Genomic DNA, 26,819 nt, shown 5'->3' on the forward strand with positions numbered 1-26,819 from the left:
TCCGAACCTACCCCATCGGCCGTGCGGGCCGGGATAGCATGGCGGAATGTCAGCATCTAAGAGTTCTTCTGCCGAGTCCGTGCGCACTCCGTTCACCGTCGCCGGCGGCGTCGTCCTGGTCACGGGGGCCGCAATGGGCATGGGGCGCCTCTATGCCCTGCGCGCCGCCCGGGAGGGTGCCGCCGTCGTCATCCTCTGGGACGTCGACGCGGATGGCCTGGCGCAGACGGCCGGCGAAGTCACGGCGCTGGGCGCGCGCGCCGTCGTCCGCCGGGTGGACCTGTCCAGCCGGGAGGCAATCGCCGAAGCCGCCGCGGAAGCGCAGTCCGAGGGCCCGCTGACCCTGCTCATCAACAATGCGGGCATCGTGCGCGGCGCGATGTTCTGGGACCACGACCCGGCCCGCGACATCGCCCTGACCATGGACATCAACGCCCTGGCGCCGATGTACGTCGCCCACGCGTTCCTGCCGGCCATGATGGCCGACGGCGGCCGCCCGCGCCGGATCCTGAACATCGCCTCCGCCGCCGGGACCGTGTCCAACCCGCGGATGAGCGTCTACGCCGCCTCCAAGTGGGCGGTGATCGGCTGGAGCGACTCGCTCCGGCTGGAACTCGAGCAGCAGGGCCACGACCACCTCAAGGTGACCACCTTCTGCCCCAGCTACATTTCCACGGGCATGTTCGCCGGCGCCCGCGGCCCGCTGTTCACTCCCCTGATGACCCCGGACGACGCCGTCAACCGCGCCTGGCGTGCCACGGTGGCCGGCCAGCCGCAGCTGATCGCCCCGGCGACGGCGCAACTGGGCAAGGTGTTGCGCGGCCTGCTGCCGGTCCGGGCCTGGGACTTCGTTGGCGGGAAAGTTTTCGGCATCTACACCACGATGGACAAGTTCACCGGACGGACGGACAAGGCGGGAACCCCGTGAGCAACCAGCCGCTCTCCCCCTGGCAGCGTGCGGCCACCGGCGCGAACCTGCTCTCCCCCGCCGGGGACCTGGGCGTCACGATCTTTGAGGAGATGACCACCCTGGCGCTGCAGACCGGCGCCATCAACCTCGGCCAGGGCTTCCCGGACGAGGACGGCCCCGCGGAGATCAAGGACGCCGCCCAGGCCGCAATCGCCGCCGGCGCCAACCAGTACGCCCCCGGCAAGGGCATCCTGGAATTGCGGGAGGCCATCTCCCTGCACCAGGAGCGCTTCTACGGCCTGACCCCGGATCCGCAGACCGAAATCATTGTCACCACCGGCGCCACGGAGGCCATCGCCGCCGCACTGCTGGCCCTGGTGGGGCCCGGCGACGAGGTCCTGACCTTCGAGCCGTTCTACGACTCCTACGGCGCGATCATCGGCCTCTCCGGCGCCCGGCACGTCACCGCGCCGCTGCTGGCCCCCGACTTCATGCCGGACCTCGATGCCCTGGCCGCGGCGTTCAGCGACCGCACCAAGGTGGTGCTGGTGAACAATCCGCACAACCCCACGGGGGCGGTGTTCCCGCGTGAGGTGCTCGAACGCGTCGTCGAACTCGCCACTCGGCACGACGCCGTCATCATCACCGACGAGGTTTACGAACACCTCACCTTCGACGCCGTGCACCTGCCGGTCGCGACGCTGCCAGGTGCCGCGGAGCGCACCCTGACCATTTCCTCGGCCGGCAAGACCTTTTCCTTCACCGGCTGGAAGATCGGCTGGCTCAGCGGCCCCGCCCACCTGGTGGCCGCCGCCCGCACCGTCAAGCAGTTCCTCAGCTACAGTTCCGGGACGCCGTTCCAGAGCGCCATCGCGGTGGGGCTGGGCCTGCCCGATGAGTTCTACACCGGCATCGCCGACACGCTGCGGCTCAAGCGGGACATCCTCAGCGAAGGCCTCCGCGCGGCGGGGCTGGAGGTCTTGAGCCCGCAGGGGACCTACTTTGTAAACGTGGACACCGCCCCGCTGGGCATCTCCGACTCGGTGGACCTGGCCCGCCGGCTGCCGGAACTGGTGGGCGTCGCCGCCATCCCGGTGCCCGTGTTCTGCCATGCCGAAGGCGCCGAGCGGACCCGCAGCCTGCTCCGCTTCGCGTTCTGCAAAAAGACATACATCCTGGAGGAAGCCGCCGAGCGCCTCTCCACGCTCCGGGACAGGCTGTGAGCGCGGACGGCACCCCCGCGGCGACGCGCTTCCTGCGGACCACGGGCCAGCACGCCGTGATTGAGCCCGATGAGTTCACCGAGGGCAGCTTTGTGCTGAGCATCGGCGGCGCCGAGCAGTCCCACGTCAACCTGGCCGACCCGGAAGACATCTTCTACGAGTACCTGCGCCGGATCGGCCATGTGGTCGATCTCGCGGCGCCGTGGGGCGAGCCCATCACAGCGCTCCACCTCGGAGCTGGAGCCCTGACGTTGGCCCGCTACATCCAGGCGACCCGGCCGGGTTCGGTGCAGTATGCGGTGGAGCTGGAGCGGGAATTGCTGGACTTTGTGCTCCAGCAGCTGCCGATGCCGGAGGGGACGTCACTGCAGACCGTGATCGGCGATGCCCGCGAGTCGCTGGGCGCACTCCCCGCGGAACTGCGGTTCGACGTCGTGATCCTGGACATCTTCTCCGGCCCGGAGGCGCCTGCGCACCTTGCCTGCACGGAGTTCTACCAGGAAGCCGCCGACCGGCTGACCGAGCGCGGCGTGCTGATCGTCAATGTCGGCGACGAACCGGGCCTGACCCTGGTCCGCAGCCAGGTGGCCGCGCTGCGCCGGGCCATGGCCGACGTGTCCGCGTTTGCCGAGGCAGGAATGTTCGCCGGCCGCTATCCCGGCAACATCATCCTGACCGGGACCCGGGGACCATGGCCGGACTCGTGGACCGCGGCCCTTACCGCCCGCGGGCCACACCCGGCGAAGGTGCTCTCCGGTGTTGAGCTGGACGTGCTCTCCGTCTAGCCCTCGGACTCCGCAGCCTCCGCATCGATGCCGGGCTCGGCGAACCAGAGCCGGGTTTCGCCGTACTTCTTTTCCGCGAACCGCTCCATCCCCTCCGGCCAGGACGGCTCCGGGGTCCGGGCCGAGCGTTCCACCACGACGACGGCGCCCTCGGCCAGGTGCGGGAGCAGCTTCGCGAGCACCGCGGCCAGGGCCACCTCGTCCAGCGGGTACGGCGGGTCCAGGAACACCAGGTCCCAGGCGGCCTCCGCGGCGGCCCGGTCCAGGAACGACTCGACCTTGGAGCGGTGCACGGAGACTGTCTTCCGCCGCGCCACGGTGTTGACGAGGTCCGCGTTGCGCTGGCACACCTCGCTGGCCTTGCCATCGAATTCGACCAGGTCCACGGTCCGCGCGCCGCGGCTGGCGCTTTCCACCCCGAGGGAACCCGACCCTGCATAGAGGTCAAGGACCCGGGCATCCGCGATCACCTCGAAGGCGTCCAGCCGGGAGAAGAGCGCCTCCTTGACCCGGTCCGTGGTGGGGCGGGTCAGCGAGCCGGGCACGCTGACCAGCGGCGTGCCGCCCGCGGCGCCGGCGATGATCCGGCTCATGGCTGGCGCACCCGTGCGGCCGTGGCCGGCCCCGTGGTCTGATTCGCTGCGCTGTGTGGGCTAGCCGCGTTCAAGGAACGCCTCCTTCTCAGGGTTGAGGTAGTCGTCGATTGCCGCGGCGAGGCCGGCGTGCCGGGCCAGATCCGGGTCCGCGCCGACGATCGCCTGGGCGTCCTGCCGGGCGCGGGCGATCACGTCCTCGTGCTCCAGCACCCGCAGGAGCTTCAGCGTCGAACGGCCGCCGGACTGCGAGGCCCCCAGGATGTCGCCTTCGCGGCGCAGCTTGAGGTCCTCCTGCGAGAGGGCAAAGCCGTCGGTGGTGGCCGCCACCGCGTCGAGCCGGCGCCGGCTCGGATGTTCCGGCTCCAGAGTGGTGACCAGGAGGCAGGTTCCCGGCAGCCCTCCGCGGCCCACCCGGCCGCGGAGCTGGTGGAGCTGCGAAATGCCGAACCGGTCCGCGTCCAGGATCACCATCAGCGTGGCATTGTGCACGTCGACGCCGACCTCGATCACCGTCGTGGAGACCAGCACTTTGGTCCGGTTGGCGGTGAAGGCGGCCATGGTCTCCGACTTCAGGGCCGGGTCCTGCCGGCCGTGCAGCGGCGCCACGGGCACCCCGGCCAGCAAAGGTTCGTCCCGCAGCAGTTCGACGACGCCGGTGACGGAGGCCAGCTCCCGGGTGCCGTTTTCCGCCAGGTCCGCGTCGGTGGGTTCGGCCTCCCCGGGGCTGAAGTCGCCGTCGTCGTCGGTGCCGATCTTGGGGCAGACGACGTAGACCTGGTGGCCGGCGTCGATTTCCTCCCGCGAGCGGGACCAGATCCGGGAGGCCCAGGCGGGGTGTTCGGCCAGGCCCACCACATGGGTGGAGATCGGCGCGCGGCCGGCCGGCAGCTCGTCCAGGACGGAGGTTTCCAGGTCGCCGAACACGGTCATGGCCACGGTCCGCGGGATGGGGGTGGCGGTCATGACCAGCAGGTGCGGCGGTTTGCTGGCCTTGGACCGGAGGGCGTCCCGCTGCTCGACGCCGAAGCGGTGTTGTTCGTCCACCACGATCAGGCCGAGGTCGTAGAAGGAGACGTTTTCGCTGAGCAGCGCGTGCGTGCCGATCACGATCCCCGCGGTCCCGGACGCGGCGTCCAGCATGGCCTGTTTCCGGGCGGCGGTGGGCATGGAGCCGGTGAGGAGGGTGACCTGGACGGAGTCCGAGCCGAGGCCGCCGAGCAGCCCGTCCCGGGAGAGCGGCCCGAGGGTGCGGCGGATGGAATCGAAGTGCTGGGCCGCGAGCACCTCGGTGGGGGCCAGCAGCGCGGCCTGTCCCCCGGCGTCGATCACCTGAAGCATGGCGCGCAGGGCCACAATCGTCTTGCCCGAGCCGACCTCGCCCTGCAGCAGCCGGTTCATGGGCGAGTCCAGGGCCAGCTCGTCGGCCAGCGTCTTGCCGACGGCGGCCTGGCCGGCGGTCAGGGTGAAGGGCAGCTGCCGGTCGAAGGCCGCCAGCAGGCCGCCGGGCACCCGCCGGCGCGCGGTCGCCTCCTCGGCGGCCAGCTGGGCGCGGCGCCGGGCCAGGGCGGACTGCAGCACCAGGGCTTCCTGGTAGCGGAAGCGGTCCCGGGCGCGCTGCCAGTCTGACGCGGTCTCCGGCGCGTGGATCAGCCGGTAGGCGGCGGCGACCGGGAGGAACTTTTCCCGGGCGGCGATCTCCGCCGGGAGCGGGTCCGGGACCGCGTCGAGGTCCGCGGTGTCCAGCAGTGTGGCGACGACCTTCTGGATGGACCAGCTGGTCAACTTGGCGGTGGCCGGATAGACCGGGATGGGCATGGCCGCGAGCTTTTCCGGGTCCATTCCCGGGATGTCCGGGTCTTCATCGAGCAGCTGGAACTCGGGGTTGGTCAGCCCCAGCGCGCCGCCGTAGCGGGTGATCTTTCCGGAAAACAGGGCGCGCCGGCCGGGCTGCAGTTCCGCCTTGGCTCGGAAGCCGTTGAAGAAGCTCACCTTGAGGGTTCCGGGCACGGCTCCGGCCGGACGGGCGGCAGCTCCGGAACCGGCGTCGTCGGTGATCACAACGTCGGTCAGCGAGCCGCGGCGGGCGCGCATCTGCCGGGTGCTGCTGGAGACGACGCGGGCGATCAGGGTGACCTCCTCGTCCAGCGGGACCTCGCTGATAAGGGTCAACTCGCCGCGGTTCATGTAGCGGCGCGGGAAGTAGTTCAGCAGCCCGCCGACTGTGGTGATGCCGAGGTGTTTCTCGATGACAGCCGCCGAACGCTTCCCGATCCGGCGTTCCAGGCCGAGGTCAAGTTCAGTGGTCATGTCCGTCGCGGGCCGCGCTGCGGGGGCCATCGGGGAGGCCTGCCGCTGGGTCACGCGGCACGGCCAGATCGCTGACGCTGATATCCGAGGGTTCGCCGAGCGAGCGGATCAGGTCGACGGCTGGGCCGGCGTCGGGCACGTGGACGTGGACGCGCCAACGGTACGCGCCGTTGGCGTCGGCGTCGCCACCCACCTGGCTCATGATCACGGACTCGCCCATCTCGTCGAGCCGCTGCCGCATGGTGGCCGCGTCCAGCGGCGAGAGCGTGATGGTGCACATGACCTCCACGCCATCGTCCCGCGGCATGTCCGCGTGGATGTGGGGGTCCTGGACGTCGTAGCCGTGCAGTCCGTCGAGGAGCTGGTCCTGGAGTTCCTCGCCGAGCACGGCGGAGCGCAGGCAGTCCAGGACCAGGAGCATCCCGACGCCGCCCGCGTCCACCACGTGGGCGGTGTGCAGGGCTTCTAGCTGGTCCTCGGTGTGAACCACGGCGGCCAGGGCGGCCTCGACGGCGGCGTCGAGGGCCAGGCCGAGGGTGTGGTTGCTGTCGTCGCCGTCATGCTCGGCGTCGACGGCGGCGGCGGCGCGGGCGGCCGCCTCCATCACGGAGAGCATGGTGCCCGGGACCGGGTCGCTCAGCGCAGACCAGGCCCGGATCTGGGCGCGGTTGAGCGCGGCGGCCAGCAGCGGCGAGCTGAGCCGGGTGTGCCCGGCCAGGGGTTCGGCTGCGGCGCACAGGAAGACGGCGAACAGGGTGCCGGAGTTGCCGCGCGCCTGCTCGATCGCGGCCTGGCCTGCCCGCGCCAGGACGGCGCCGACGTCATTCTGGGCGGGGTCCGGCGCGCCCACCGCGTGCACCGGGGTGTCAGCGCTGAGCTGGGGCAGGGCGGCGGTGTCGGTGGCCACGTCGTGAAGGGCCCGGGCGGCGGCGCGCACCGTGAGGTAGAGGTTGGTTCCGGTGTCGCCGTCGGCGACGGGGAAGATATTGATGGCGTTCAAGCGGTCGCTGTGGTTCCCAAGCGTTGTTTCCGCCTTGCCCAACCACCGCTTCATCGCTTGCGCGTTGGCGGCAATTTTAGTCTGCAAAGTGATCCCATCCCACAGTGTCAGCGGGCCGGCCCGCTATTGTCACGCCCGTGCTGTCCGTTGGTGCAGGGGCCTCTACCGAGCCTATCGCAGTGAAACCGGGAGGCAGCTGAACGCCCGCCGGGAAGGCAGCCAGCAGGCCGTGGTCCTCGCCGCCGCCGAGCACCCAGTCCTGCGGGTCCGCGCCCAGCAGGGCGACGGCAGGCTCCAGCGGCGCCGCGAGCTCCTTCAGCGCCGCCGGGTCCAGGTTGAGCACGGCGTGGCTGGCGGCGGCCATCCGCGTCCCGTCCCGGACCAGCCCGTCGGAGATGTCCATCAGGGCGGTGGCGCCGGCTTCCCGGGCCACCGGACCGGCTGCGAGCGGCGGCCGCGGGCGGCACTGGATATCCATCAGGCCGCGCTGTTCCCGGGTCAGCGCCTGCACCGGGGTGGCGGATTCCAGCAGGGCCAATCCGGCGGCGGCCCGTCCCACGCTGCCGGCAAGCGCCAGGGTGTCCCCCGCGCGGGCGCCGGAGCGCAGCACCGGGGCCTGTCCGTCGAGGGTGCCCAGGATGGCGACGCTGACGGCCAGTTCCTTTCCGCGGCCCAGGTCCCCGCCGGCCACGGCGCAGTCCGGGGCGCCCAGTTCGCGGATGCCGGCGCTCAGGCCGTCGGCGAAGTCCTCCACCCAGCCCACGGGGGTCTCCGGGGGCATGGTCAGGCTCACCACCATCGAGGTGGCACGGGCGCCCATGGCGTTGATGTCGCTGAGGTTCTGGGCCGCTGCTTTCCAGCCGACGTCGTAGCCGGAGGTCCGGTAGCCGTTGTTCCACACGAGCCGGAAATCCTGGTCCACCACCTGGGTGTCGATGCTGACCACTGCCCGGCCGTCAGGGGCCGCCACGATCGCGGCGTCGTCGCCGGGGCCCAGCAGCAGGGTGCCGGTGCCCGGGGTGGAGTCTCCGCCGTGAAGCCTCGGGAAGATCCGGGCGAGGAGTTCCGATTCGGAGAGCTCGGCCACGGTCAGCGGCGGCGATGGGGTCGGTTGGGTCAGCGGTTCAGGCACAGCCCTACGCTACCGTGCTGGGCTGACAGCGGCGGGGCCGGGCCGGACCCCGGGCCGGGATAGGCTGGGTGGATGCTCCAGCTCCGCCCGCACGGCCCGCTCCGTCCCGTTCGCTTTCTGGCCGCCGCTGCCGCCGCCGGGCTCCTGCTCAGCGCCTGCTCCCCCGCCGTCGACGTCGCGCCGGCCAAGGATGCGGCGAACGCCGCCTGCGCCCCGATGATGCTGGCGCTGCCGGACAGCATCGGTGAGGCGAAGCTGCGCAAGACCAACAGCCAGGCGACGGCTGCCTGGGGCGATCCGTCCCTGGTGGTGCTGCGGTGCGGTGTCAACGTCCCCGGCCCCACCACGGACCGTTGCGTCAGCGTCAACGGGGTCGACTGGGTGATTAAGGAGGGCCACCCGGTGTGGACCCTGACCACCTTCGGGCGTGAACCCGCCACGGAGATCCTGATGGATCCGGACAAGATCAGCTCGGCGACGGTCCTGGCCGAACTGGCCAATGCCGCAGCCAAGGTGAAAGCGACGCGGAACTGCGTGGGCCAGGCCGACCTGCAGAACCTGCCCACCGGCAAGTAGGCAGGCCGGCGCGGCGCCTACGGGGTCAGCGCAGGCCGGTCTTGCGGTGCAGGGCCAGGTGGATCAGCTCGTCGATCAGCTCCGCGTAGCCCAGCCCGGAGGCCTTCCACATCTGCGGGTACATGCTCTTGGGCGTGAAGCCGGGCATGGTGTTGATCTCGTTGATGATCAGCTCGCCCTCGGGCGTGTAGAAGAAGTCCACCCGGCTCAGGCCTTCGGCGCCCACGGCCTCGAAGGCGACCCCCGCGAGTTCGCGGACCCGGGCGATGGCTTCTTCGGGAAGGTCGGCCGGGCAGCTGAGCGCGGCGGCGTCGTCCTCCACGTATTTGGCGTTGAAGTCGTAGAAGTCGTGTCCGCCGCCGGCCACCGAGATCTCGCCCGGCATCGAGGTGCGCGGCGCATCGGTCCCGCGGCCCTCGAGCACGGCGCACTCGATCTCCCGGCCGATGATGCCCGCCTCGATCACGAGCTTGGGATCATGTTCCCGGGCCGCCTCGATCGCGGCATCCAGGTCATCAAGCGAGTCCACCTTGGAGATGCCCATCGAGGAGCCGGCCCGCGCCGGCTTGACGAACACCGGGAAGCCAAGGGCGTCCACGCGCTTGCGCACCAGCTCCGGGTCGGTGAGCCACTGCCGGTCCGTCACCGCGATGTAGGGTCCCACGCGCAGCCCGGCGGCCTCGAAGACCACCTTCATGTAGTGCTTGTCCATGCCGACGGCGGACGCCAGGACGCCGGCGCCGACGTAGCGGGTGTCAGAGAGTTCCAGCAGCCCCTGGATGGTGCCGTCCTCGCCGAACGGCCCGTGCAGCAGCGGGAAGACCACGTCCACGGACCCCAGTTCCTGCGGGACCTGGTTGGGCGCGGCGACGATCAGCTGGTGTTCGCCGCCGATCTCGGCCAGCGTCACGGTCTGCTCCGACGGCGCCACCTCCGGCAGCGAGGAGGCGGACAGGGACCACGACCGGGTGTCGCCGGAGGCAAGCACCCACTGGCCGGTCTTGGCGATCCCGATCGGGATCACCTCATACTTGTCCTGGTCGATGGCGCCGAGAACCCCGGCCGCCGTGACGCAGCTGACCGCGTGCTCGCTGGAGCGGCCGCCGAAGAGCACCGCGACCCGCGGCTTGCGGCCGGGCTGGGCCTCTGTAGTCACAATCTTTTCCGACACTGTTAGTAATCGCCTTCGGATTTCAGGTCCCGGGACAGCAGCAGCGGCCCCAGTTGGTCTACGGACAGTTTTCCGGCCAGGACCGCGACGACGGCGGCGGTGATGGGCATCTCGACGCCCAGTTTGCCGGCCAGTTCATGCACGGCCTGCGCCGATTTAATGCCTTCGGCCGTCTGCGTCATCTCGGCGGTGACCTGTTCCAGGCTCAGGCCGGTGCCGAGCAGCCGCCCTGCGGTGTGGTTCCGCGACAGCGCCGAGGAGCAGGTGGCGACGAGGTCGCCCAGGCCTGCCAGGCCCGCCATGGTCTGGGCTTCGCCGCCCAGCGCCAGGGTCAGCCGCGAGGTCTCGGCGAGGCCGCGGGTGATCACGGAGGCCTTGGTGTTGTCTCCCATCTGCTTGCCTTCGCAGATGCCCACGGCGAGGGCGATGATGTTCTTGACGATGCCGCCGATTTCGACGCCGACCACGTCCGACGTCGTGTACGGGCGGAAGTAGGGGGCCGTGCAGCTGCGGGCCACCCAGCCGGCCGCCGCGGCGTCGGAGCAGGCCACAACGGAGGCCGTCGGCTCCTCGCGGGCGATTTCCATGGCCAGGTTGGGACCGGAGACGACTGCCACGCGCTCGGCGGGAATGCCCAGTTCCTCGCAAATGACTTCGCTCATCCGGGCATCCGAGTGCAGCTCCAGGCCCTTCATCAGAGACACCACGAGGGCGCCGGACCCGATCAGGTGCCTCCACTCGCGCAGCTGGGGCCGCAGGGTCTGGGCGGGGACAGCCAGAACCACCAGGTCGGCGCCGTCGAGGACCTCGGCGACGTCGGTGGAGGCGGTGATGCTGGCCGGAAGGGCAATGCCTTTGAGGTACTGCTCGTTGCGGTGTTCGGCGTTGATCTGGTCCACGACGGCGGCGCGGCGGCCCCAGAGCCGGATGCTGCGGTCGACGCCGGACGCGGTGGCCGCGTCGGCGAGGATCTTGGCGAAGGTAGTCCCCCAGGAGCCGGCGCCGAGGACGGCGACGCTCTGGGCCGAGCCTGCGGCGTCCGTGCCGCGGGGCACAGCTGTCACTGGATACCGTCCGTGGCGGTGCCTGCGTCGGCGGCGGGTCCACTGTCCGCGGTGCCGGGGTTGCCGCCGCGCTCGACGAACCGCCCGTGAGTGGACTGGTTGTGAGCCGAGGGATCCCAGCGGACCAGCGGCGGCTGTCCGCCGCGCAGGCTGGCCAGCAGTTCGGTGATGGCGTCCATGATCACGTTCGTGGCCTCGGTCAGCGTCGCTTTGTCCAGCGGCCGGCCGGCGAACGCGCTCAGGTCCACCGGGTCGCCCACCAGCACGCGCGAGGTCTTCCGCGGGAAGACGTAGAACCGCTTGGCGTAGCGCGGGAACACCTCATGCGCCCCCCAGTGGGCCATCGGGACGACCGGGATGCCGCTTTCCAGCGCCATCCTCGCCGCGCCGGTGTGGCCCTTCATCGGCCAAAGCTCGGGGTCGCGGGTGAGTGTTCCCTCGGGATAGATGATGATCGCGCCGCCTTCGTCCACTACTTCCTTGGCGACCTGCAGCGAACGGTTGGCGCCCGACGTCGAGCGTTCCACCGGGACCTGCTTGGTGTTGCGCAGCACCGAGCCGAGCACCGGGACCTTGAAGAGGCTGCCCTTGGCCAGGAAATGCGGCATCCGCTTCTGGTTGTAGAGCATGTGGCCGATCACGAGCGGATCGATCTCGGTGCAGTGGTTGGGCGCGGCAATAAATCCGCCGGCGGGGAGCTTCTCCAGCCCCTCCCACTTCTTGTTCATCAGCAGGTTCATGACCGGCCGGACGATTCCGGCCACAATGACAAAGGTGATGTGGCTCTTGGCCGTTTCCTTCACTTTGTCCTCTACCGGGCCGAGGTGATGTCGAAGTCGGCACCGAGGCCGGCGAGCTTTTCGGTGAAACGCTCGTAGCCGCGGTTGATGATGTCGATGCCGGTGACCCGGGAGGTGCCGGTGGCCGCCAGGGCGGCGATGAGGTGGCTGAAGCCGCCGCGCAGGTCCGGTACGTCAATGTCGGTGCCCTTGAGCTGCGTCGGGCCGGAGATGACGGCCGAGTGCAGGAAGTTCCGCTGGCCGAAGCGGCACGGGACACTGCCGAGGCATTCGCGGTGTACCTGGATGTTGGCGCCCATCCGGACCAGGGCGTCGGTGAAGCCGAAGCGGTTTTCGTAGACGGTCTCGTGCACGATCGACACGCCCTCCGCCTGGGTCAGGGCCACAATGAGCGGCTGCTGCCAGTCGGTCATGAACCCGGGGTGCACGTCGGTTTCGAGCACCAGCGGGCTGAGCTTGCCGCCGGGGTGGTAGAAGCGGATGCCGTCGTCGCCGATGTCCATGCCGCCGCCGACCTTGCGGTAGGTGTTCAGGAACGTCATCATGTCGCGCTGGGTGGCGCCTTCGACGAAGATGTCGCCGCGGGTCACCAGCGCGGCGGAGGCCCAGGATGCGGATTCGTTGCGGTCGGACAGGGCCCGGTGGTTGTAGCCGCCCAGGTCCTGGACGCCTTCGATCCGGATGGTGCGGTCGGTCTGGACGCTGATGATGGCGCCCATCTTCTGCAGCACGGCGATGAGGTCGACGATTTCGGGCTCGGTGGCCGCACCGGAGAGTTCGGTGATGCCCTCGGCGCGGGTGGCGCTGAGCAGGACCTGCTCGGTTGCCCCGACAGAGGGGTAGGGCAGCGCGATCTTGGCGCCCTTGAGCCCGTTGGGTGCGGAGATATGGATGCCGCCCGGGCGCTTCTCGACGACGGCGCCGAACTGGCGCAGCACGTTCAGGTGGTAGTCGATCGGGCGGTCGCCGATCTTGCAGCCGCCGAGGTCCGGGATGAACGCCTCGCCGATGGCATGGATCAGAGGTCCGCAGAGCAGGATCGGGATGCGCGAGTCGCCGGCGTGCGCGTCGATAGCCGTGTGCGAGGCCGTCTTGGCGTTCGTCGGGTCCAGCGTGAGGTCCCCGGTGACGGGGTCCTTGTCCACCGTGACACCGTGGAGCTGGAGCAGGCTGGTGACAACCTCAACGTCCTTGATTTCCGGGACGTTGCGCAGCACGGACGGCTCGTTGCCCAGCAGGGCAGCAACCATCGCCTTGGGGACAAGATTCTTGGCCCCGCGGACGGTGACGCGGCCGGTCAGCGGGACGCCTCCGCGGATTGTCAGAACACTACTCATTTACCAGTTTCCTCACGACTACTCGCCCCCAAATCCTTACAAAGGCTCCAGCTAAGCATAGGAGCTTGCGTTACCGATCTGAAATACGGCGCGGTGCGGGCCTTCGTGGCGGGCCCCGCCTTAGCCGTCGGAAAACACACGACGCGGGGTCACTTACGGCCCGTCCCGGCTCTCGGAATGGGCCGTAAGTGACCCCGCGTTGTTGTGGTGCGACGCCGAACTAGGACAGCTTGGCCGGTAGCGTCGTGGGCTTGAAGGCCGGCCGGGTGGCCTCGTACGCGGTGATGTCCTCTTCATGCTGGAGGGTCAGGCCGATGTCATCCAGGCCTTCGAGCAGGCGCCAGCGGGTGTAGTCGTCAATGTCGAACGGCGCGACGACGTTGCCACATTCGACCGTCTTGGAGACGAGGTCCACCTTGACCTCGGTGCCCGGGGCGTTTTCCAGCACCTTCCAGATGAGTTCAATATCGTCCTGGGCCAGCTCGGCGGCCAGCAGGCCCTGCTTGCCCGAGTTGCCCCGGAAAATGTCCGCGAAGCGGGAGGACAGCACGGCCTTGAAGCCGTAGTCCTTCAGTGCCCAGACGGCGTGCTCGCGGGAGGATCCGGTGCCGAAGTCGGGCCCGGCGACCAGCACGGAGCCTGCGCTGAACGGGTCCTGGTTCAGGATGAACGCCGGGTCCTTGCGCCAGGCGGAGAAGAGCGCGTCCTCGAACCCCGTCCGGGTGATGCGCTTGAGGTAGACGGCGGGGATGATCTGGTCGGTGTCGACGTTGCTCTGGCGCAGCGGGACACCGATGCCGGTGTGGGTGGTGAACTTTTCCATGGCGGATCCTTCGTTGGCGGTGGGGACCGGTGCAGGCGGACGCTATGCGGTGCCGGCGCGGTGGCCGGCGGACGCGGGCTCGGATTCCAGGTCCGACGGCGAGCTCAGCGTCCCGCGCACCGCCGTCGCCGCGGCGACGACGGGCGAGACCAGGTGGGTGCGGCCGCCCTTGCCCTGCCGGCCCTCGAAGTTGCGGTTGGACGTGGAGGCGCAGCGCTCCCCCACCTCCAGCTGGTCCGGGTTCATGCCCAGGCACATCGAGCAGCCTGCGAACCGCCATTCGGCGCCGAAGTCCGTAAAGACTTTGTCCAGGCCCTCGGCCTCGGCTTCGAGCCGGACGCGCGCGGAGCCGGGGACCACAAGCATCCGGATGTTCGGGTCCTTGGTGCGGCCGCGGATGATGTCCGCGGCGGCCCGGAGGTCCTCCATCCGGGAGTTGGTGCAGGAGCCGAGGAACACGGTGTCGACCCGGATGTCCTTCATCGGCGTGCCGGGCTCGAGGCCCATGTACTGCAGGGCACGTTCGGCGGCGGCTTTGGCGTTCTCGTCGCCGAAGTCCGCCGGGGAGGGCACCTTGGCGGACAGCGACACGCCCTGGCCGGGGTTGGTCCCCCACGTCACGAACGGTTCCAGGGTGTCGGCGTCGAGGTCCACCTCGGCGTCGAAGACGGCGCCGTCGTCGGTGCGCAGGGTGTTCCAGTATTCGACGGCGGCCTCCCAGTCGGCGCCCTGGGGCGCGTGCGGGCGGCCGTGCATGTAATCGTAGGTGGTCTGGTCAGGGGCGACCAGGCCGGCCCGGGCGCCGGCCTCGATGGACATGTTGCAGATGGTCATCCGGGCCTCCATGGAGAGCGCCCGGATCGCGGAGCCGCGGTACTCGAGGACGTAGCCCTGGCCGCCGCCGGTGCCGATCTTGGCAATCACGGCCAGGATGATGTCCTTGGCCGAGACGCCGGGGCGCAGCCTGCCCTCGACATTGATGGCCATGGTCTTGAACGGCTTCAGCGAGAGCGTCTGGGTGGCCATCACGTGCTCCACCTCGGAAGTGCCGATGCCCATCGCGAGCGCGCCGAAGGCGCCGTGCGTGGAGGTGTGCGAGTCGCCGCACACCACGGTCATGCCCGGCTGGGTCAGTCCCAGCTGCGGGCCGACCACGTGCACGATCCCCTGCTCGGCGTCGCCAAGGGAGTGCAGGCGGACGCCGAACTCCTTGCAGTTGTTGCGCAGGGTCTCGATCTGGGTCCGGCTGGTGAGGTCCGCGATTGGCTTGTCGATGGCCAGCGTGGGAGTGTTGTGGTCCTCCGTGGCGATGGTGAGGTCCGGCCGGCGCAGCTTCCGGCCGGCGAGCCGCAGGCCCTCGAAAGCCTGCGGGGAGGTCACCTCATGCACCAGGTGGAGGTCGATGAAAAGGAGGTCCGGCTGGGCGTTGGCGCCTTCGCCGTCCCCCTTGCGCACCACGTGCGCGTCCCAGACTTTCTCGGCCAATGTCTTTGCCACGGCCTGCTCCCTTCACTGCTTTTTCGCCGCGTGTGTAACTTCGCCGCCGTGCTTGGTCCCGCTCCCGCGGGTTGATGCTCTCCACTGAATCAGCCCAACCGCCGGATGCGCCAGCGCAATGATTTGCATCTCAGATATTGAGACGGCAATATCATTACATGGACAATTCTAGTGGCGTCGGTGTCATCGATAAAGCGGCCCATGTGCTTGACGCACTCGAGGCCGGACCCACCACCCTGGCGCAGCTCGTGGCCGCGACCGGCCTGGCCCGGCCTACCGTGCACCGCCTCGCCCTGGCGCTTGTCCACCACCGCCTCGTCAGCCGCGACATCCAGGGCCGCTTTGTCCTCGGCAGCCGGCTGGTGGAACTTGCCTCGGCCGCCGGTGAGGACCGGCTGATCGCCACCGCCGGGCCCGTCCTGATGCAACTGCGCGACGCCACCGGCGAAAGCGCCCAGATCTTCCGCCGCCAGGGCGACTGGCGGGTCTGCGTGGCGTCCGCCGAACGGCCCATCGGCCTGCGGGACACCATCCCGGTCGGCACCCAGCTGTCCATGAAGGCCGGATCCGCCGCCCAGGTGCTGCTGGCCTGGGAGGACCACGACCGCCTGCTGGAGGGCCTCCAGGCGGCCCGCTTTACGCCCACCGTCCTGGCCGGGGTACGACGCCGGGGCTGGGCCCAGAGCCTCGGCGAGCGTGAGCCGGGGGTCGCCTCGGTGTCGGCGCCCGTCCGCGGGCCTTCCGGCCGGGTGATCGCCGCCGTCTCCATCTCCGGGCCGATTGAACGCCTGACCCGCCAGCCGGGCCGCCTGCACGCCGAGGTGGTCTGCAACGCCGCGCGCGTCCTGACCGAGGCGCTGCGCAAGACCAACGACTGACCCCGGCCGGCGATCCGCGGCGCTAGGCTGTGCCCATGAACAGCTACGCGGTCTTCCTGCGCGGGGTCAACCTGGGCGGCATCAACATCAAGATGGCCGACCTCAAAGCGGCCCTGAAATCACGCCCGTTCTCAGCCGTGGCAACGCTGCTCGCCAGCGGCAACGTGGTGCTCTCCAGTGAACTTCCGGCCGCCGGCGTGAAGACCGAGTTCGAGGCCTGCCTGCGCGAAACATTCGGCTACGACGCCTGGGTGGTGGTGCTGAGCGCGGCCCAGGTGGCGGCGCTGGTGGAGGCCTGCCCCTACCCCGCGGATGACAAGGCCACACACAGCTATGTCACGCTGTCCTCGGATCCGGAGATCCTTACCGAGCTGTACGACGCCGGCCGGGCCCTGGACGGAGTGGAGCTGGCCCGGCTGGCGCCCGAAGCCGTGGCCTGGCTGGCCCCGGCCGGCGGCACCCTCGAGAGCCCGTTCAGCAAACTCTCCGCCAAGGCCCGCTACAAGGCCAGCACCACCACCCGTAACCTGCGGACCATGATCAAGGTCCGCGACGCCGCCGTGCCGCCGGGCGCAGGCTAGCCGCGGCGCTCCGCGACGGGCCTCAGCCCGCGGCTAACCTCGGCCCGCGGCGGACTTCAGTGCGGCGTTGAAGGACCGGAGGCGGCTGACCTCCAGCTCCACGGGGGCGACCACGAGGTCCTCCGCGACGGCGGCAACCGAGGCGCGCAGCCGCCTGCCGGCCGCCGCCGCGCGGGCACGCGCCGCGGCGCCGGCAATGAATCTTGCCGCGACGGCCAGCACGATGCCCAGCAGCACGCCTCCGGCCACCAGGACTGTCGGGACGGGCCAGCCCTGCACCCGCGGGACTTCCGGAACCGGCAGCTGGAAGTACGCCAGGGCCGCCAGCACCCCGAGCCAGCCGAGACCGCCGAGTGCGGTGAGCAGGCCCAGCCACTGGACAGCGTTGAAGGCGGTCCACCACCAGGAGCCGCGGCCTGCTTTGAGGTCCGTGCCGGCGATAGCCTGGTCCAGGGCGTCGGGGAGCCGCTCCCGGCCTTCCCGGGCCGCCCCGCGGATGACCGCCCGCCAGGGCCCGGGGGCGCCGTCGGAGGCGGCGTCGGCAAACTGCCGCACGGCGGCGTCGGTGCGGGCCCGCTCCGGGGCTCCTGCGGGCGGCAGCGAGGTCCGGTTCAACTCCGGCTTCTCCCCGGACCGGCGCAGGTTCAGCCGCCGCAGCGGGTCCGGCCGGAACCGGACCAGCCAGCGGGCCACGGGCCAGCCGGTGCGGCGGGTGGCTTCCTGCCGGTAGGAGCGGGCCACGGCGTCGACCACCAGCGGCACGTTCGCGGCCACGGCCAGCTCGCCGGCCAGCCGGTCCCGGGTTCCGGCCTTCACGCCGGCAGCCTCCCCGGCGCCCGAGGCTTCGGTGAGACGTTGCGCGGCCCGGTCAACGTCCGCCGCGAGACGCTGTGAGAGCGCCAGCCGCTGCATGGCGACCTGCCGGATCGCGGCCCGGACCTTGTCCACGCCGGTGCCAACGACGGCCGAGGCGCCCAGCACCTGAACCTTGCCCAGCCCGTCCCTCGCCAGAATGGCCTTGAGGGACTCCAGCACCGGACGGATCTCATGCTCGGGCAGCCGGTCCACCTGGTTGAGCACCACCAGCGTCACCGCCGCGTGCGAGGCGAGCGGGGCCAGGAAGTCATTGTGAACCGCGGCGTCGGCGTATTTCTGCGGGTCCAGCACCCAGACCAGCACGTCCACGAGCCCCACCATGCGCTGGACGATCTCCCGGTTTTCCGAACGGGTCGAGTCAAAGTCGGGCAGGTCCAGCAGGATCAGCCCGGTGGCCTCATCGGCGAACCCGGGCACGGCGTCGGCGTGGTGCCGGTTGCGGACCTCGAGCCAGTCCAGCAGGGCTTCGCTGCCGTCCGCGCCCCAGATACCGGCAAGGGGTTCGGAGGTCGTGGGGCGCCGGGCGGCCGCCGTGGCGATCTCGGCCCCGCTGACGGCATTGAAGAGCGAGGACTTGCCGCTTCCAGTCGCGCCGAAGAAGCCCACCACGGTGTGCTCCGCCGAGAGCGAGCGGCGTGAACTCGCCCGTTCCAGGACGTCGAGCACCTCGTCCAGGGTCGCCTCGGGCAGGGCGCCGGCGGCCAGTTGCCGGGCCTCGTCCAGGGCTTCCAACCGGCGGTGCAGCTGCGAGGCCTGCCGGGCGGCGCCGTGGCGGTTCATGCAGCGCCTGCCAGACGGCCGAGGGCTTCTGCCTGTTCCGCGAGGGCTGCCGGCGGAACCGCACCGGGGGCGTCCAGCCGGTCCAGGAAGCGCCGGCTTTCGGCCTGGAGGAGGCGCTGGCAGCGGGCCTGCAGGTCGTCTCGAGCGGTCTTGGCCAGTCGGCGCACGGCGTCTTCGCCGAAGACTGCTTCGAGCACGCGCTGGCCGACGACGGCGGTGCCGCCGGCCACGCCGATCTCGAGGCCGGTCAGGCCCGCGGTCATGGAGAAGACAACGATCATCAGCGCCGCGCCGAGGCCGTTGATGCCAAAGGAAAGCCAGCGCGCCTGGCTGCGCTTGCCTTGGCCTTCGGTGCGGATCAGTTCCATCAGGCTGCCCTGCCAGGCCCTGATCTCGGCGGCAACGGCGTCGGCGAAGCCTTCGCTGGTGCCCGAGAGGTCGTCGGTGCCGAGCAGCTGCCGGCCGGCCGGGTCCGACCGCCAGCGCCGGTCTGCCTCTTCGGCGGCGTTGGCTGCCTCGTCGAGGATGACCGCCTGCAGGCCGGTCTCAATTGCTGTCTCCACGCGCACGGCCGGGGTGGGCTCTCCACGGAAGAAAGCACCCATCCGGTCCCGCAACCTGCCGATGTTCTGCTCCATGACGCGGAAGAATTCGCCGGTGCCCACAAAGTCCTGCCAGCGGGCCAGGACTTCGCCGCGGAGCAGGGCGCCGTCCCGGGTGGCGTCGAGGATCCTGCCCACGGCGTCCTCGTAGGCGTTGCCGGCGTCGCTGCCCAGCCGTCCGGCCGCGCGGTGCTGGGCGCGGACGGCTTCCGCTACCGCATCCACCCGCCCGCCGAGGGCCTTGACCGTGCCGTTGAGCGTCCGGCGGGCGATCGCCGCGCGGCCGGCGGCATCGGCGGCGAGTTCCCGGAGCCAGTTCCGCAGCGGGGCGACGGCGTCGGCGGGCAGCATACCCATCGCATCCAGTGCCACCTCGGGAACCACAAACAGCCGGGCGGAGCCCAGGCCCTCGCGGCCGAGCATGGAGCGAAGATCGGCGCTGACCTCCTCTTCGGCGGCCTGCGGCACCCGGTCCAGCACCACGACCACCATGATGTCGCGGGAGGCTGCGTCGAGCAGCAGGCGCCAGGGCACGGCGTCGGCGTAGCGGTTGGCGGTGGTGACGAAGACCCACAGGTCAGCGGCGGCGAGCAGTTGTCCCGCAAGCCTGCGGTTGTCATCGGAGATGGAGTCCACGTCGGGGGCATCGAGCAGCGCGATGCCCGGCGGCACGGCCGGGTCGGCGGCGAGCACCAGCGAGGTGATGGCGGCGGCGTCCGGGGCGGGGCCGGCCCGGTTGGCGGGCAGCGGCGCGGCGACCACGGTGCCGCGGATCCGGCTCAGGTTCGGCAACACCCGCTGGTCCTCGAACCAGGCAGCGTCGCCGGGGTGGTGCAGCAGGATGGGCTGCCTGGTTGTGGGCCGGATCGCTCCGGCCCGGGTGACCGCATGCCCCACGAGCCCGTTGACGAGCGTGGATTTGCCCGCTCCGGTGGACCCGCCGACTACGGCGAGCAGCGGGGCATCCAAGCTGCGGTAGCGGGGCAGGATGTAGTCATCCAGCTGGGCCAGGGCCTGGCGGATGTCCAGCCGGGCGGCCTCGGCGCCGGGCAGGGCCAGCGGCAGCGACACCGCGGACAGCTCCTTCCGCACTGCCTCGAGCAGTTCGACGGCAGCGCCCTGGCGTGCGGCTTGGGACTGTTGCCCGGTCGGGCCGGCGCTTTCCATGGAGCTCACAGCATCATCATGCCAGTTGGACCGGCCCGCGCCGGCGCGCCCGCAGCCCCCGACGTGCGGTGGCGGGCAAACAAAAACGGCCCCGGGCTGATGCCCGGGACCGTTCTGATGGTGACCCCAGCGGGATTCGAACCCGCGTTACCGCCGTGAGAGGGCAGCGTACTAGGCCGCTATACGATGGGGCCCTGTACTTTCCAAACAGCATTTCTGCCGTTCAAGCCAAGTCAGTATTTCATAAACTCGGCATGTGTTCCAAATCGGCGCGGCCGGCTCGGAACCCCTGATCCGTCGCGGAAATCCGCGGGTTTTTCAGAGCTGGGATACCAGGACTCGAACCTAGAATGACGGTACCAGAAACCGTAGTGTTGCCAATTACACCATATCCCAATGGAACTTTCGGGCCGGTTTCGCAGGTCCAAACCCGCGCTCCCAGCGCCTCAGCACGAGTAATTACTTTACCCGAGACTTTTGTCCGGCACAAATCGGGCCCGCCCCGCCAGCCCCAGCGGCCCCACCGCCAGCCGCGTGGACCTAAATATCCAGGGTTATCCCCAAAAAACCCTTGCCAATCCGGCGCCGCTAAGTTTACGCTCGGTAAGTTACCAATGAGTAACAACTCCTCCCCCACCCAGTTGAGGGCGGAGCAACGTCTATTTTTGGATGTTAGCTGCATCACATATTGGGGGCCGGTAGCAGAGCCGTTGCCGGCGAGATCGTCGAGAGGAACAACCTGTGTCACAGAGTCGTGCCGCCACCGCCCCGACCCGCACCCGTGCTCAACAGATCGCCATCGCCGTCCTGGCCCTGCTGCTGATTGCGCTGCTGGGGTTTTACACCCTGGTTACCGGAAGGATCACAGACGGTTCCGCGAAGCTCAACGACGGAGCCGGGCAGGCCGCAACCGGTGCCCAGCAACTGAAGGACGGCGCAGGCAAGCTCGCCACCGGCGCAGGCCAGGCCGATACCGGCGCGGGCAAGCTCTCGGAAGGTGCCGAGAAGGTCCGCGCCGGCATCGCCGGCAAACTCGCCCCGGGCGCAGAACAGCTCCAGGAAGGCGCCAGCCAGCTCGCCGAGGGTTCGGTGAAGATTGAAACGGATGTCAGCAATAAGCTGACCCCCGCCGTGTACAAGGTGGACGACGGCGCCCAAAAGCTCGCCGCGGGGGCCGTTCAGCTCTCCGCCGCCCTTACCCCCACCGCCGCGGGCAACGCCGAAAACAACCTGGCCGACGGCGCCACCCAGCTCGACGCCGGGGCGGCCCGGCTGGAGGCCGGCACCGGCCAGCTGGCGGCCGGCACCGACCAGCTGAAGGGCTACCGCGGGGCGAACAATGACCCTGCGGCCGGCACCGGAACGGCTGCGCTCGCCCAGGCCCTGGAGCAGCTGTACGCGGCCGCCAACGATCCCCTCCAGGGGGCCGTGCCGCTTGCCGTGGTCAAAGACAAGATCGCGAAAATCCTCGCCGGTGCCCAGCGACTGGATGCCGGGGCGTCCCAGCTCCAGGCTGGTGCGGGCCAGCTCAACGCCGGGGCCGGCCAGCTCCACGCCGGCACCGGCAAGCTCACTGCTGGGTTCGCCACCCTGGCAGCCAAGCTCAACAGCCGCGATCCCAACAGCCCGGGTGTGGTCATGGGCACCGCGCTGCTAGCCGAGGGCACCGCGAAGATCCGGGTCGGCATGGACGGCGTTCCTGGCGACCCCGAGCACCCCGGTCTGCTCAAGGCGACCGCCAGGCTGGCCGATGGCAGCTCCCGCCTCGCCGACGGCACACTGGCCCTGAACGCCGGCATCAAGGGCGACCCCGCTGATCCGGCCAACCCCGGACTGCTCAACGGTTCCACGGCCCTGGCATCCGGCGCAACACAGCTCTCCGAGGGGAACACCAAGCTGGCTTCCGGCTCATCGCAGCTGTCCGCCGGGGCCGACAAACTGGCCGACGGCAACGCCAAGATTGCCGCGGGCACCGGCACGCTGTACTCCAGTGCCGCTGCCGTCTCGCCGTCGAACATGGTCAAGGCCGACGCCGCGGTGGCCCTGGGCCTCGTGGCACTCCTTGCCCTCGGCGCCGTCGGAGGGTACCTGGCCCTGCGGAACCGGCGGCTGGCAGAGAAGACGGCCTAGCCACCGGCAAACAGCACAAGAAAACGGCCCTGCCGGCGGAACCTTCTCCGACGGCAGGGCCGATTGTTGTGGACCGGCTGTGGCCGCTCCGGGGTCAGGCCAGCAGGTCCAGCAGCGAGACGACCTCGCGGCCGGCGAAGCCGGGGGCGGGTTCGCCGCCGCGGTTCAGCCAGACGCCCAGCAGGCCGGCCGCCGTCGACCCTTCCGCGTCGAGCAGGCGGTTGTCGCCGACATACAGCGTTTCGCCGGGGTCGGTGCCGAGCCGGCGCACGCCTTCAAGGTAGATAGCGGGATCCGGCTTGGGCACGCCGACCGTGTCCGTGCCGACCAGGACGCCGACGCGGCGCAGCCCCGCGGCGTCGAGCTTCACCCGCTGGTAGTCGTGCACATTGTTGCTGACGGCGCCGTAGGGGACGCCGGCGGCGTCCAGGGCGTCCAGCAACGGAGCCACGTCGTCGAAGGCGCGGATGTAACTGTGCTGGAGGCTGGCGTAGGAGCTGACCCAGTGGTGGGCCTGTTCGCCTTCCTCCAGTTCGACGCCGAAGTGCCCCAGCGCGGCCCGGCCGCGCAGCAGGCGCTGTTCGTTGAAGCTCAGTTCACCGGCCAGGTAGCGGTCGTAGAAGTGGGTCGTCTCGCGCGTGAAGATCCGGCCGAACCGCTCCCAGCCCGCCTCGTCAAGGCCCGGCAGGAGGTGCTCGCTGACGCCGCGCAGCGCCGACGTCATCGCGAACTCGAGGTCCACCAGGGTGTCGTCGATGTCGAACAGCACCCCGCGGATGCCGTCGAGCCCGGAGGCAAGGACACCGCTGCCGGAGCCGGCCCCGCCGTTCATCAGCCGCGGAACGCGCGCAGCCGGGCCAGGGATGAATCCTTGCCCAGGGTGACCATGGATTCGAACAGCGGCGGGGAGATCCGGCGGCCCGAGACGGCCGTGCGGACGGGCCCGAAAGCCAGCCGCGGCTTCACGCCGAGGCCTTCGACGAGGGCCTCCTTCAAGGCAGCCTGGATGTTCTCGGCGGTCCAGTCCGCGACAGGCTCGAGCGCGGCCAATGCGGCGTCGAGCACCTCGGTGAGGTTCTCCGGCAGGCCCTTGCGGGCGTCGTCGGCGACGTCGATCGCGTCGTCGGCCTTGAACAGGAAGGCGAGCATCTCCGGGGCTTCGCCGAGGAGCGAGATGCGCTCCTGGATCAGCGGCGCCGCCTCGGCGAGGATCTCCTCCTCGCGGGGGGTGAGGTTCTCCCCCACCAGGCCGGCGGCCTGCAGGTAGGGCACCAGCCGGCCGCGGAAGTCCTCCGGGGCCAGCATGCGGATGTGCGTGCCGTTGATCGCTTCGGCCTTTTTGATGTCGAAGCGGGCCGGGTTGGCGAGGACATCGTTGACGTCGAAGTTTTCGATCAGCTGGTCCACGGTAAAGATGTCCTCGTCGGCGGAGAGGCTCCAGCCCAGCAGGGACAGGTAGTTCAGCAGGCCCTCGGGGATGAAGCCACGGTCCCGGAGCAGGAAAAGGTTGGACTGCGGGTCGCGCTTGGAGAGCTTCTTGTTGCCCTCCCCCATGACGTACGGCAGGTGGCCGAACACCGGCAGGTAGCTGGCGACGCCGATGTCCATCAGCGCCCGGATGAGCACCACCTGGCGGGGCGTGGAGGACAGCAGGTCCTCGCCGCGCAGCACGTGGGTAATGCCCATCAGCGCATCGTCGACCGGGTTGACCAGGGTGTAGAGCGGCGAGCCGTCGGCGCGGACAATCACATAGTCGGGGATGCTGCCGGCCTTGAAGGTGATCTCGCCGCGGACCATGTCGGTAAAGGTGACGTCCTCGTCCGGCATCCGGACGCGCAGGACGGGCTGGCGGCTTTCGGCCTTGAAGGCGGCCAGCTGCTCGTCGGTGAGCTCGCGGTCGAAGTTGTCGTAGCCGAGCTTGGGATCCCGGCCGGCGGCGCGGTGGCGGGCCTCGACTTCCTCCGGGGAGGAGTAGCACTCGTAGGCGTAGCCGGCCTCCAGGAGCTTGGCGACGACGTCCTTATAGAGGTCCAGGCGCTGCGACTGGCGGTAGGGCTCGTGCGGGCCGCCCACTTCGACGCCTTCTTCCCAGCTGATGCCGAGCCACTTGAGGGCCTCGAGCAGCTGCTGGTAGCTCTCCTCCGAGTCGCGCGCCGCGTCGGTGTCTTCGATGCGGAAGACGAAAGTGCCCTTGGTGTGCTTGGCGTGGGCCCAGTTGAAGAGTGCCGTACGGATCAGGCCGACGTGCGGGGTGCCGGTCGGCGACGGGCAGAACCGGACGCGGACCGGGGTTTCGGCGGTGACTTCACGGGTGGCTTCACGGGTCAGTTCCGTGGTGGCAGTGCTGGAGACGGCGTCGGGCGCGGTGGGAGTAGTCATAGTGGTACCAACTTTACCGCGTGCCCGGCGCCGGATTCCGCTACAAAAATGGACAGCCGCACCGTGGATCCACGGTGCGGCTGTCCGAAACCGGCGCGGTTTCTTCCGCCGCGGAGACGTTAGCGGCGGACCACCGGGTTGGAGAGGCGTCCAATGCCCTCGATCTCGACCTCAAAGCGGTCACCGGCCTGGACCAGACCGACGCCGGCCGGGGTACCGGTCATGATCACGTCGCCGGGGAGCAGCGTAAACGCCTGCGAGACGATGGACACGAGCTCGCGGACGCCGCGGATCATCTGGCTGGTGCTGCCGTCCTGGCGGAGCTCGCCGTTGAGACGACCCTGGATCTGCAGGTCCTCGGTGTCCAGCTCGGTCTCGATCCAGGGCCCCAGCGGCGCCGAGGTGTCGAAGCCCTTGGCGCGGGCCCACTGCAGGTCCGTTTTCTGCACATCCCGGGCGGTGAGGTCGTTGCCGCAGGTGTAGCCGAAGACGACGTCGTCGACGCGTTCTTCCGGGACGTCCTTGCAGATCCGGCCGATCACAACGCACAGCTCGGCCTCGAAGGAGACCTCCTCGGAAAATTCCGGCAGGATGATCGGATCGTTGGGTCCGATCACCGAGGTGTTGGGCTTGAGGAAGAGCAGCGGCTGCGCCGGCACCTCGTTGCCGAGCTCGTGGGCGTGCTCCACGAAGTTGCGGCCGACGCCGATGACCTTGCTGCGCGGGATGATCGGCGCGAGGAGGCGGACATCCTCCAGTTTGTGCTTGACGGCGGTCCGTTCCACACCGTGGAAGAAGGGGTCGCCGTTGATGACAGTGATTTCCTCACTGCCGGGCTGGCCCTCAACAATGCCGTACATGGGATCAGAATCGACTACAAACCGGGCGATACGCATGGTTCCAAGCCTACCGTCCGCGCAGGTACTCCAGCTGCGCGGCGACGGACAGTTCCGCCGCGGGCCGGACGGCGGGGTCGACGGCGGCGTAAACGGCGTTCGCCACCTCCTGCACACCGGCTTCCGCGCCGAGCTCGGCGAGGGCGGCGCGGATCTGGCCAAGGCGGTCCTGCCGGTGGTCCCGGTAGGCCCGCACAATGCTGTCCAGGGCCGGCAGCATGGGCCCGTGGGCGGGCAGGACCGTGGCCGGGCCGAGGCTCTCCAGCCGGTCCAGCGAGTCGAGATAATCCCCCAGCGTGCCGTCCGGGTAGTCCAGGACGGTGGTGCCGACGCCCAGAATGGTGTCGCCGGTGAGGACGGCTCCGTGGGCGCCGTCCTCCGGAAGGTGGAAGCAGACTGAGTCGGAGGTGTGCCCCGGCGTCGCCAGCACCCGGATCTCCACGCCGGCGGCGTGCAGCACCTCGCCCTCCTGGAGCGGCCCTGCGCCGTGGCAGTGCGCGGGATCCGCGGCGCGGACGGGAGCACCCGTGAGCTCGGAGAACCGTGCAGCGGCCGCGGTGTGGTCGGCATGGCGGTGCGTGATAAGGATCAGCTCCACGGCGCCGTATTCGGTCAGCTCGCGCAGATGTTCCTCGTCGAGCGGTCCTGGATCCACGACGACGACGTTCGGCGAGCCTGGGGCGGCGACCACATAGGAGTTGGTGCCGTGCAGGCTCATCGGGCCGGGGTTCGGAGCCAGGCGGAATCGCGTCAGCTCGGTGCTGCGGACCAGGGAGCGGGCATCGTCGGGAATCACCCTTCCATCTTCCCACCGCAGGGCCTTCATAGGAGCAGGAGGGCAACAATCACTGCCGGCAGCAGTGCCTCGGCGATGGCGCTGGCCCAGAGCCGCCGCTCCGAAAGGACCAGGATGACGCCGAGGATCACGTGGCCGGCAGCGGTGAAGAGCAGCAGCGCACGCCCGGCCGCGGGCTCGGCCCCCGTCAGCATAAGCGCGCCAATGATTGCGCCGACGCCCCAAACCATGTTGTAGAAGCCGAGGTTGAAGGTCCACATCCGAACGGCCGGCACGTCTTCCGGCTTGATCAGAAACAGTCGGTAGAAGCGCTGGTCGCGGTAGAAAAAGGATTCCAGGGTTCCGACGGCGATCAGCACGACTCCGAAGACAACGCCCAGTACCTGCAGCAGCCCAGTCATGGAACCAGTGTCGCCCCGGCGGCGGCAACGGGACAGGGTCTTCCGGACCCAGCGGCGCGCACCAACGACGACGGCGGCCCGCACCGGAGGGTGCGGGCCGCCGTCGAACGGG

24 protein-coding genes and 2 tRNA genes are annotated in these 26,819 nt (G+C 69.9%); 7 read left to right on the forward strand and 19 right to left on the reverse strand.

Annotation, left to right across the window (positions count from 1 at the left end):
- Positions 1-46 precede the first annotated feature (46 nt).
- Genes ABLI39_RS01010 through ABLI39_RS01020 form a run of 3 tightly spaced genes read left to right on the forward strand, consistent with a single transcriptional unit; the run spans position 47 to position 2,918 of the window.
- Positions 47-928: an SDR family NAD(P)-dependent oxidoreductase gene (locus tag ABLI39_RS01010; RefSeq protein WP_349411475.1), complete on the forward strand. Its 882-nt coding sequence runs from the start codon at positions 47-49 to the stop codon at positions 926-928.
- Positions 925-2,133 (forward strand): aminotransferase class I/II-fold pyridoxal phosphate-dependent enzyme, encoded by a 1,209-nt coding sequence (locus ABLI39_RS01015; protein WP_349411477.1) that lies wholly within the window; start codon positions 925-927, stop codon positions 2,131-2,133. The genes ABLI39_RS01010 and ABLI39_RS01015 overlap by 4 nt, the downstream gene beginning before the upstream one ends.
- Positions 2,130-2,918, forward strand: coding sequence for a spermidine synthase (locus ABLI39_RS01020; protein ID WP_349411478.1), 789 nt, complete (start codon positions 2,130-2,132; stop codon positions 2,916-2,918). Before ABLI39_RS01015 ends, ABLI39_RS01020 begins: the two co-directional genes overlap by 4 nt.
- Here ABLI39_RS01020 and rsmD read toward each other — a convergent pair.
- Genes rsmD through thiL form a run of 4 tightly spaced genes read right to left on the reverse strand, consistent with a single transcriptional unit; the run spans position 2,915 to position 7,953 of the window.
- Positions 2,915-3,511 carry a 16S rRNA (guanine(966)-N(2))-methyltransferase RsmD gene (gene rsmD / locus ABLI39_RS01025; protein ID WP_349411479.1) on the reverse strand — a complete coding sequence of 199 codons (597 nt, stop codon included), beginning with the start codon at positions 3,509-3,511 and terminating at the stop codon, positions 2,915-2,917. The genes ABLI39_RS01020 and rsmD overlap by 4 nt on opposite strands.
- Positions 3,512-3,571: 60 nt before the next feature.
- Positions 3,572-5,821: an ATP-dependent DNA helicase RecG gene (locus tag ABLI39_RS01030; protein WP_349411481.1), complete on the reverse strand. Its 2,250-nt coding sequence runs from the start codon at positions 5,819-5,821 to the stop codon at positions 3,572-3,574.
- Positions 5,811-6,875 (reverse strand): DAK2 domain-containing protein, encoded by a 1,065-nt coding sequence (locus ABLI39_RS01035; RefSeq protein ID WP_349411482.1) that lies wholly within the window; start codon positions 6,873-6,875, stop codon positions 5,811-5,813. Before ABLI39_RS01035 ends, ABLI39_RS01030 begins: the two co-directional genes overlap by 11 nt.
- Positions 6,876-6,897: 22 nt before the next feature.
- A complete protein-coding gene (gene thiL / locus ABLI39_RS01040; RefSeq protein WP_349411483.1) occupies positions 6,898-7,953 on the reverse strand; it encodes a thiamine-phosphate kinase in 1,056 nt (351 codons plus the stop codon).
- 72 nt (positions 7,954-8,025) lie between these two features.
- On the opposite strand from thiL, the gene ABLI39_RS01045 reads away from it, so the two are divergent.
- Positions 8,026-8,529 carry a DUF3515 family protein gene (locus tag ABLI39_RS01045; protein WP_349411485.1) on the forward strand — a complete coding sequence of 168 codons (504 nt, stop codon included), beginning with the start codon at positions 8,026-8,028 and terminating at the stop codon, positions 8,527-8,529.
- Positions 8,530-8,554: 25 nt separating this feature from the next.
- On the opposite strand, the gene ABLI39_RS01050 is transcribed toward ABLI39_RS01045, so the two are convergent.
- The 6 genes from ABLI39_RS01050 to leuC form a co-directional block, all read right to left on the reverse strand.
- Positions 8,555-9,700 carry a D-alanine--D-alanine ligase family protein gene (locus ABLI39_RS01050; protein ID WP_349411486.1) on the reverse strand — a complete coding sequence of 382 codons (1,146 nt, stop codon included), beginning with the start codon at positions 9,698-9,700 and terminating at the stop codon, positions 8,555-8,557.
- Positions 9,701-9,702: 2 nt separating this feature from the next.
- Positions 9,703-10,755: an NAD(P)H-dependent glycerol-3-phosphate dehydrogenase gene (locus ABLI39_RS01055; RefSeq protein WP_349411600.1), complete on the reverse strand. Its 1,053-nt coding sequence runs from the start codon at positions 10,753-10,755 to the stop codon at positions 9,703-9,705.
- Between the two features lie 5 nt (positions 10,756-10,760).
- The gene (locus tag ABLI39_RS01060) at positions 10,761-11,567 is read right to left on the reverse strand and encodes a lysophospholipid acyltransferase family protein (protein ID WP_349411487.1); all 807 of its coding nucleotides are present in this window, start codon (positions 11,565-11,567) and stop codon (positions 10,761-10,763) included.
- An 8-nt stretch (positions 11,568-11,575) separates the two neighbouring features.
- Positions 11,576-12,901: a UDP-N-acetylglucosamine 1-carboxyvinyltransferase gene (murA, locus tag ABLI39_RS01065; RefSeq protein WP_138768996.1), complete on the reverse strand. Its 1,326-nt coding sequence runs from the start codon at positions 12,899-12,901 to the stop codon at positions 11,576-11,578.
- Between the two features lie 220 nt (positions 12,902-13,121).
- Positions 13,122-13,724 carry a 3-isopropylmalate dehydratase small subunit gene (gene leuD / locus ABLI39_RS01070; protein WP_349411488.1) on the reverse strand — a complete coding sequence of 201 codons (603 nt, stop codon included), beginning with the start codon at positions 13,722-13,724 and terminating at the stop codon, positions 13,122-13,124.
- Between the two features lie 42 nt (positions 13,725-13,766).
- Entirely contained in the window at positions 13,767-15,221 is a 1,455-nt protein-coding gene (gene leuC, locus ABLI39_RS01075; protein WP_349411490.1) for a 3-isopropylmalate dehydratase large subunit, read from the reverse strand.
- A 158-nt stretch (positions 15,222-15,379) separates the two neighbouring features.
- Between leuC and ABLI39_RS01080 the strand changes: the two genes are divergently transcribed.
- Both ABLI39_RS01080 and ABLI39_RS01085 read left to right on the forward strand, forming a co-directional pair.
- Positions 15,380-16,099 (forward strand): IclR family transcriptional regulator, encoded by a 720-nt coding sequence (locus tag ABLI39_RS01080; RefSeq protein ID WP_138768991.1) that lies wholly within the window; start codon positions 15,380-15,382, stop codon positions 16,097-16,099.
- 35 nt (positions 16,100-16,134) lie between these two features.
- Positions 16,135-16,680 (forward strand): DUF1697 domain-containing protein, encoded by a 546-nt coding sequence (locus ABLI39_RS01085; protein WP_349411492.1) that lies wholly within the window; start codon positions 16,135-16,137, stop codon positions 16,678-16,680.
- Positions 16,681-16,713: 33 nt separating this feature from the next.
- Here ABLI39_RS01085 and ABLI39_RS01090 read toward each other — a convergent pair whose 3' ends face one another.
- The 4 genes from ABLI39_RS01090 to ABLI39_RS01105 all read right to left on the reverse strand — a co-directional run bounded on the left by ABLI39_RS01090 (position 16,714) and on the right by ABLI39_RS01105 (position 20,501).
- On the reverse strand, positions 16,714-18,336 hold the full coding sequence (locus ABLI39_RS01090) for a GTPase (RefSeq protein ID WP_349411493.1): 1,623 nt from the start codon (positions 18,334-18,336) through the stop codon (positions 16,714-16,716).
- Positions 18,333-20,105 carry a dynamin family protein gene (locus tag ABLI39_RS01095; RefSeq protein ID WP_349411602.1) on the reverse strand — a complete coding sequence of 591 codons (1,773 nt, stop codon included), beginning with the start codon at positions 20,103-20,105 and terminating at the stop codon, positions 18,333-18,335. The genes ABLI39_RS01090 and ABLI39_RS01095 overlap by 4 nt, the downstream gene beginning before the upstream one ends.
- Positions 20,106-20,223: 118 nt before the next feature.
- A tRNA-Glu gene (locus ABLI39_RS01100) sits at positions 20,224-20,299 on the reverse strand.
- A 130-nt stretch (positions 20,300-20,429) separates the two neighbouring features.
- Positions 20,430-20,501, reverse strand: a tRNA-Gln gene (locus ABLI39_RS01105).
- Between the two features lie 345 nt (positions 20,502-20,846).
- On the opposite strand from ABLI39_RS01105, the gene ABLI39_RS01110 reads away from it, so the two are divergent.
- Positions 20,847-22,235 carry a hypothetical protein gene (locus tag ABLI39_RS01110; RefSeq protein WP_349411494.1) on the forward strand — a complete coding sequence of 463 codons (1,389 nt, stop codon included), beginning with the start codon at positions 20,847-20,849 and terminating at the stop codon, positions 22,233-22,235.
- A gap of 94 nt (positions 22,236-22,329) precedes the next feature.
- On the opposite strand, the gene ABLI39_RS01115 is transcribed toward ABLI39_RS01110, so the two are convergent.
- From ABLI39_RS01115 to ABLI39_RS01135, 5 genes are all read right to left on the reverse strand, one after another.
- Complete coding sequence (locus ABLI39_RS01115) at positions 22,330-23,067, reverse strand: HAD family hydrolase (RefSeq protein WP_349411496.1); 738 nt, start codon at positions 23,065-23,067, stop codon at positions 22,330-22,332.
- Positions 23,067-24,614: a glutamate--tRNA ligase gene (gltX, locus tag ABLI39_RS01120; RefSeq protein WP_349411497.1), complete on the reverse strand. Its 1,548-nt coding sequence runs from the start codon at positions 24,612-24,614 to the stop codon at positions 23,067-23,069. Before gltX ends, ABLI39_RS01115 begins: the two co-directional genes overlap by 1 nt.
- Positions 24,615-24,733: 119 nt before the next feature.
- A complete protein-coding gene (locus tag ABLI39_RS01125; protein ID WP_146337260.1) occupies positions 24,734-25,510 on the reverse strand; it encodes a fumarylacetoacetate hydrolase family protein in 777 nt (258 codons plus the stop codon).
- Positions 25,511-25,520: 10 nt separating this feature from the next.
- Positions 25,521-26,336, reverse strand: a complete 816-nt coding sequence (locus ABLI39_RS01130) for an MBL fold metallo-hydrolase (RefSeq protein WP_502935165.1) — start codon at positions 26,334-26,336, stop codon at positions 25,521-25,523.
- A complete protein-coding gene (locus ABLI39_RS01135; RefSeq protein ID WP_349411500.1) occupies positions 26,333-26,707 on the reverse strand; it encodes a DUF1304 family protein in 375 nt (124 codons plus the stop codon). Before ABLI39_RS01135 ends, ABLI39_RS01130 begins: the two co-directional genes overlap by 4 nt.
- Positions 26,708-26,819 lie beyond the last annotated feature (112 nt).

It is taken from the genome of Pseudarthrobacter sp. B907 (assembly GCF_040137805.1).
Taxonomy (GTDB): domain Bacteria; phylum Actinomycetota; class Actinomycetes; order Actinomycetales; family Micrococcaceae; genus Arthrobacter.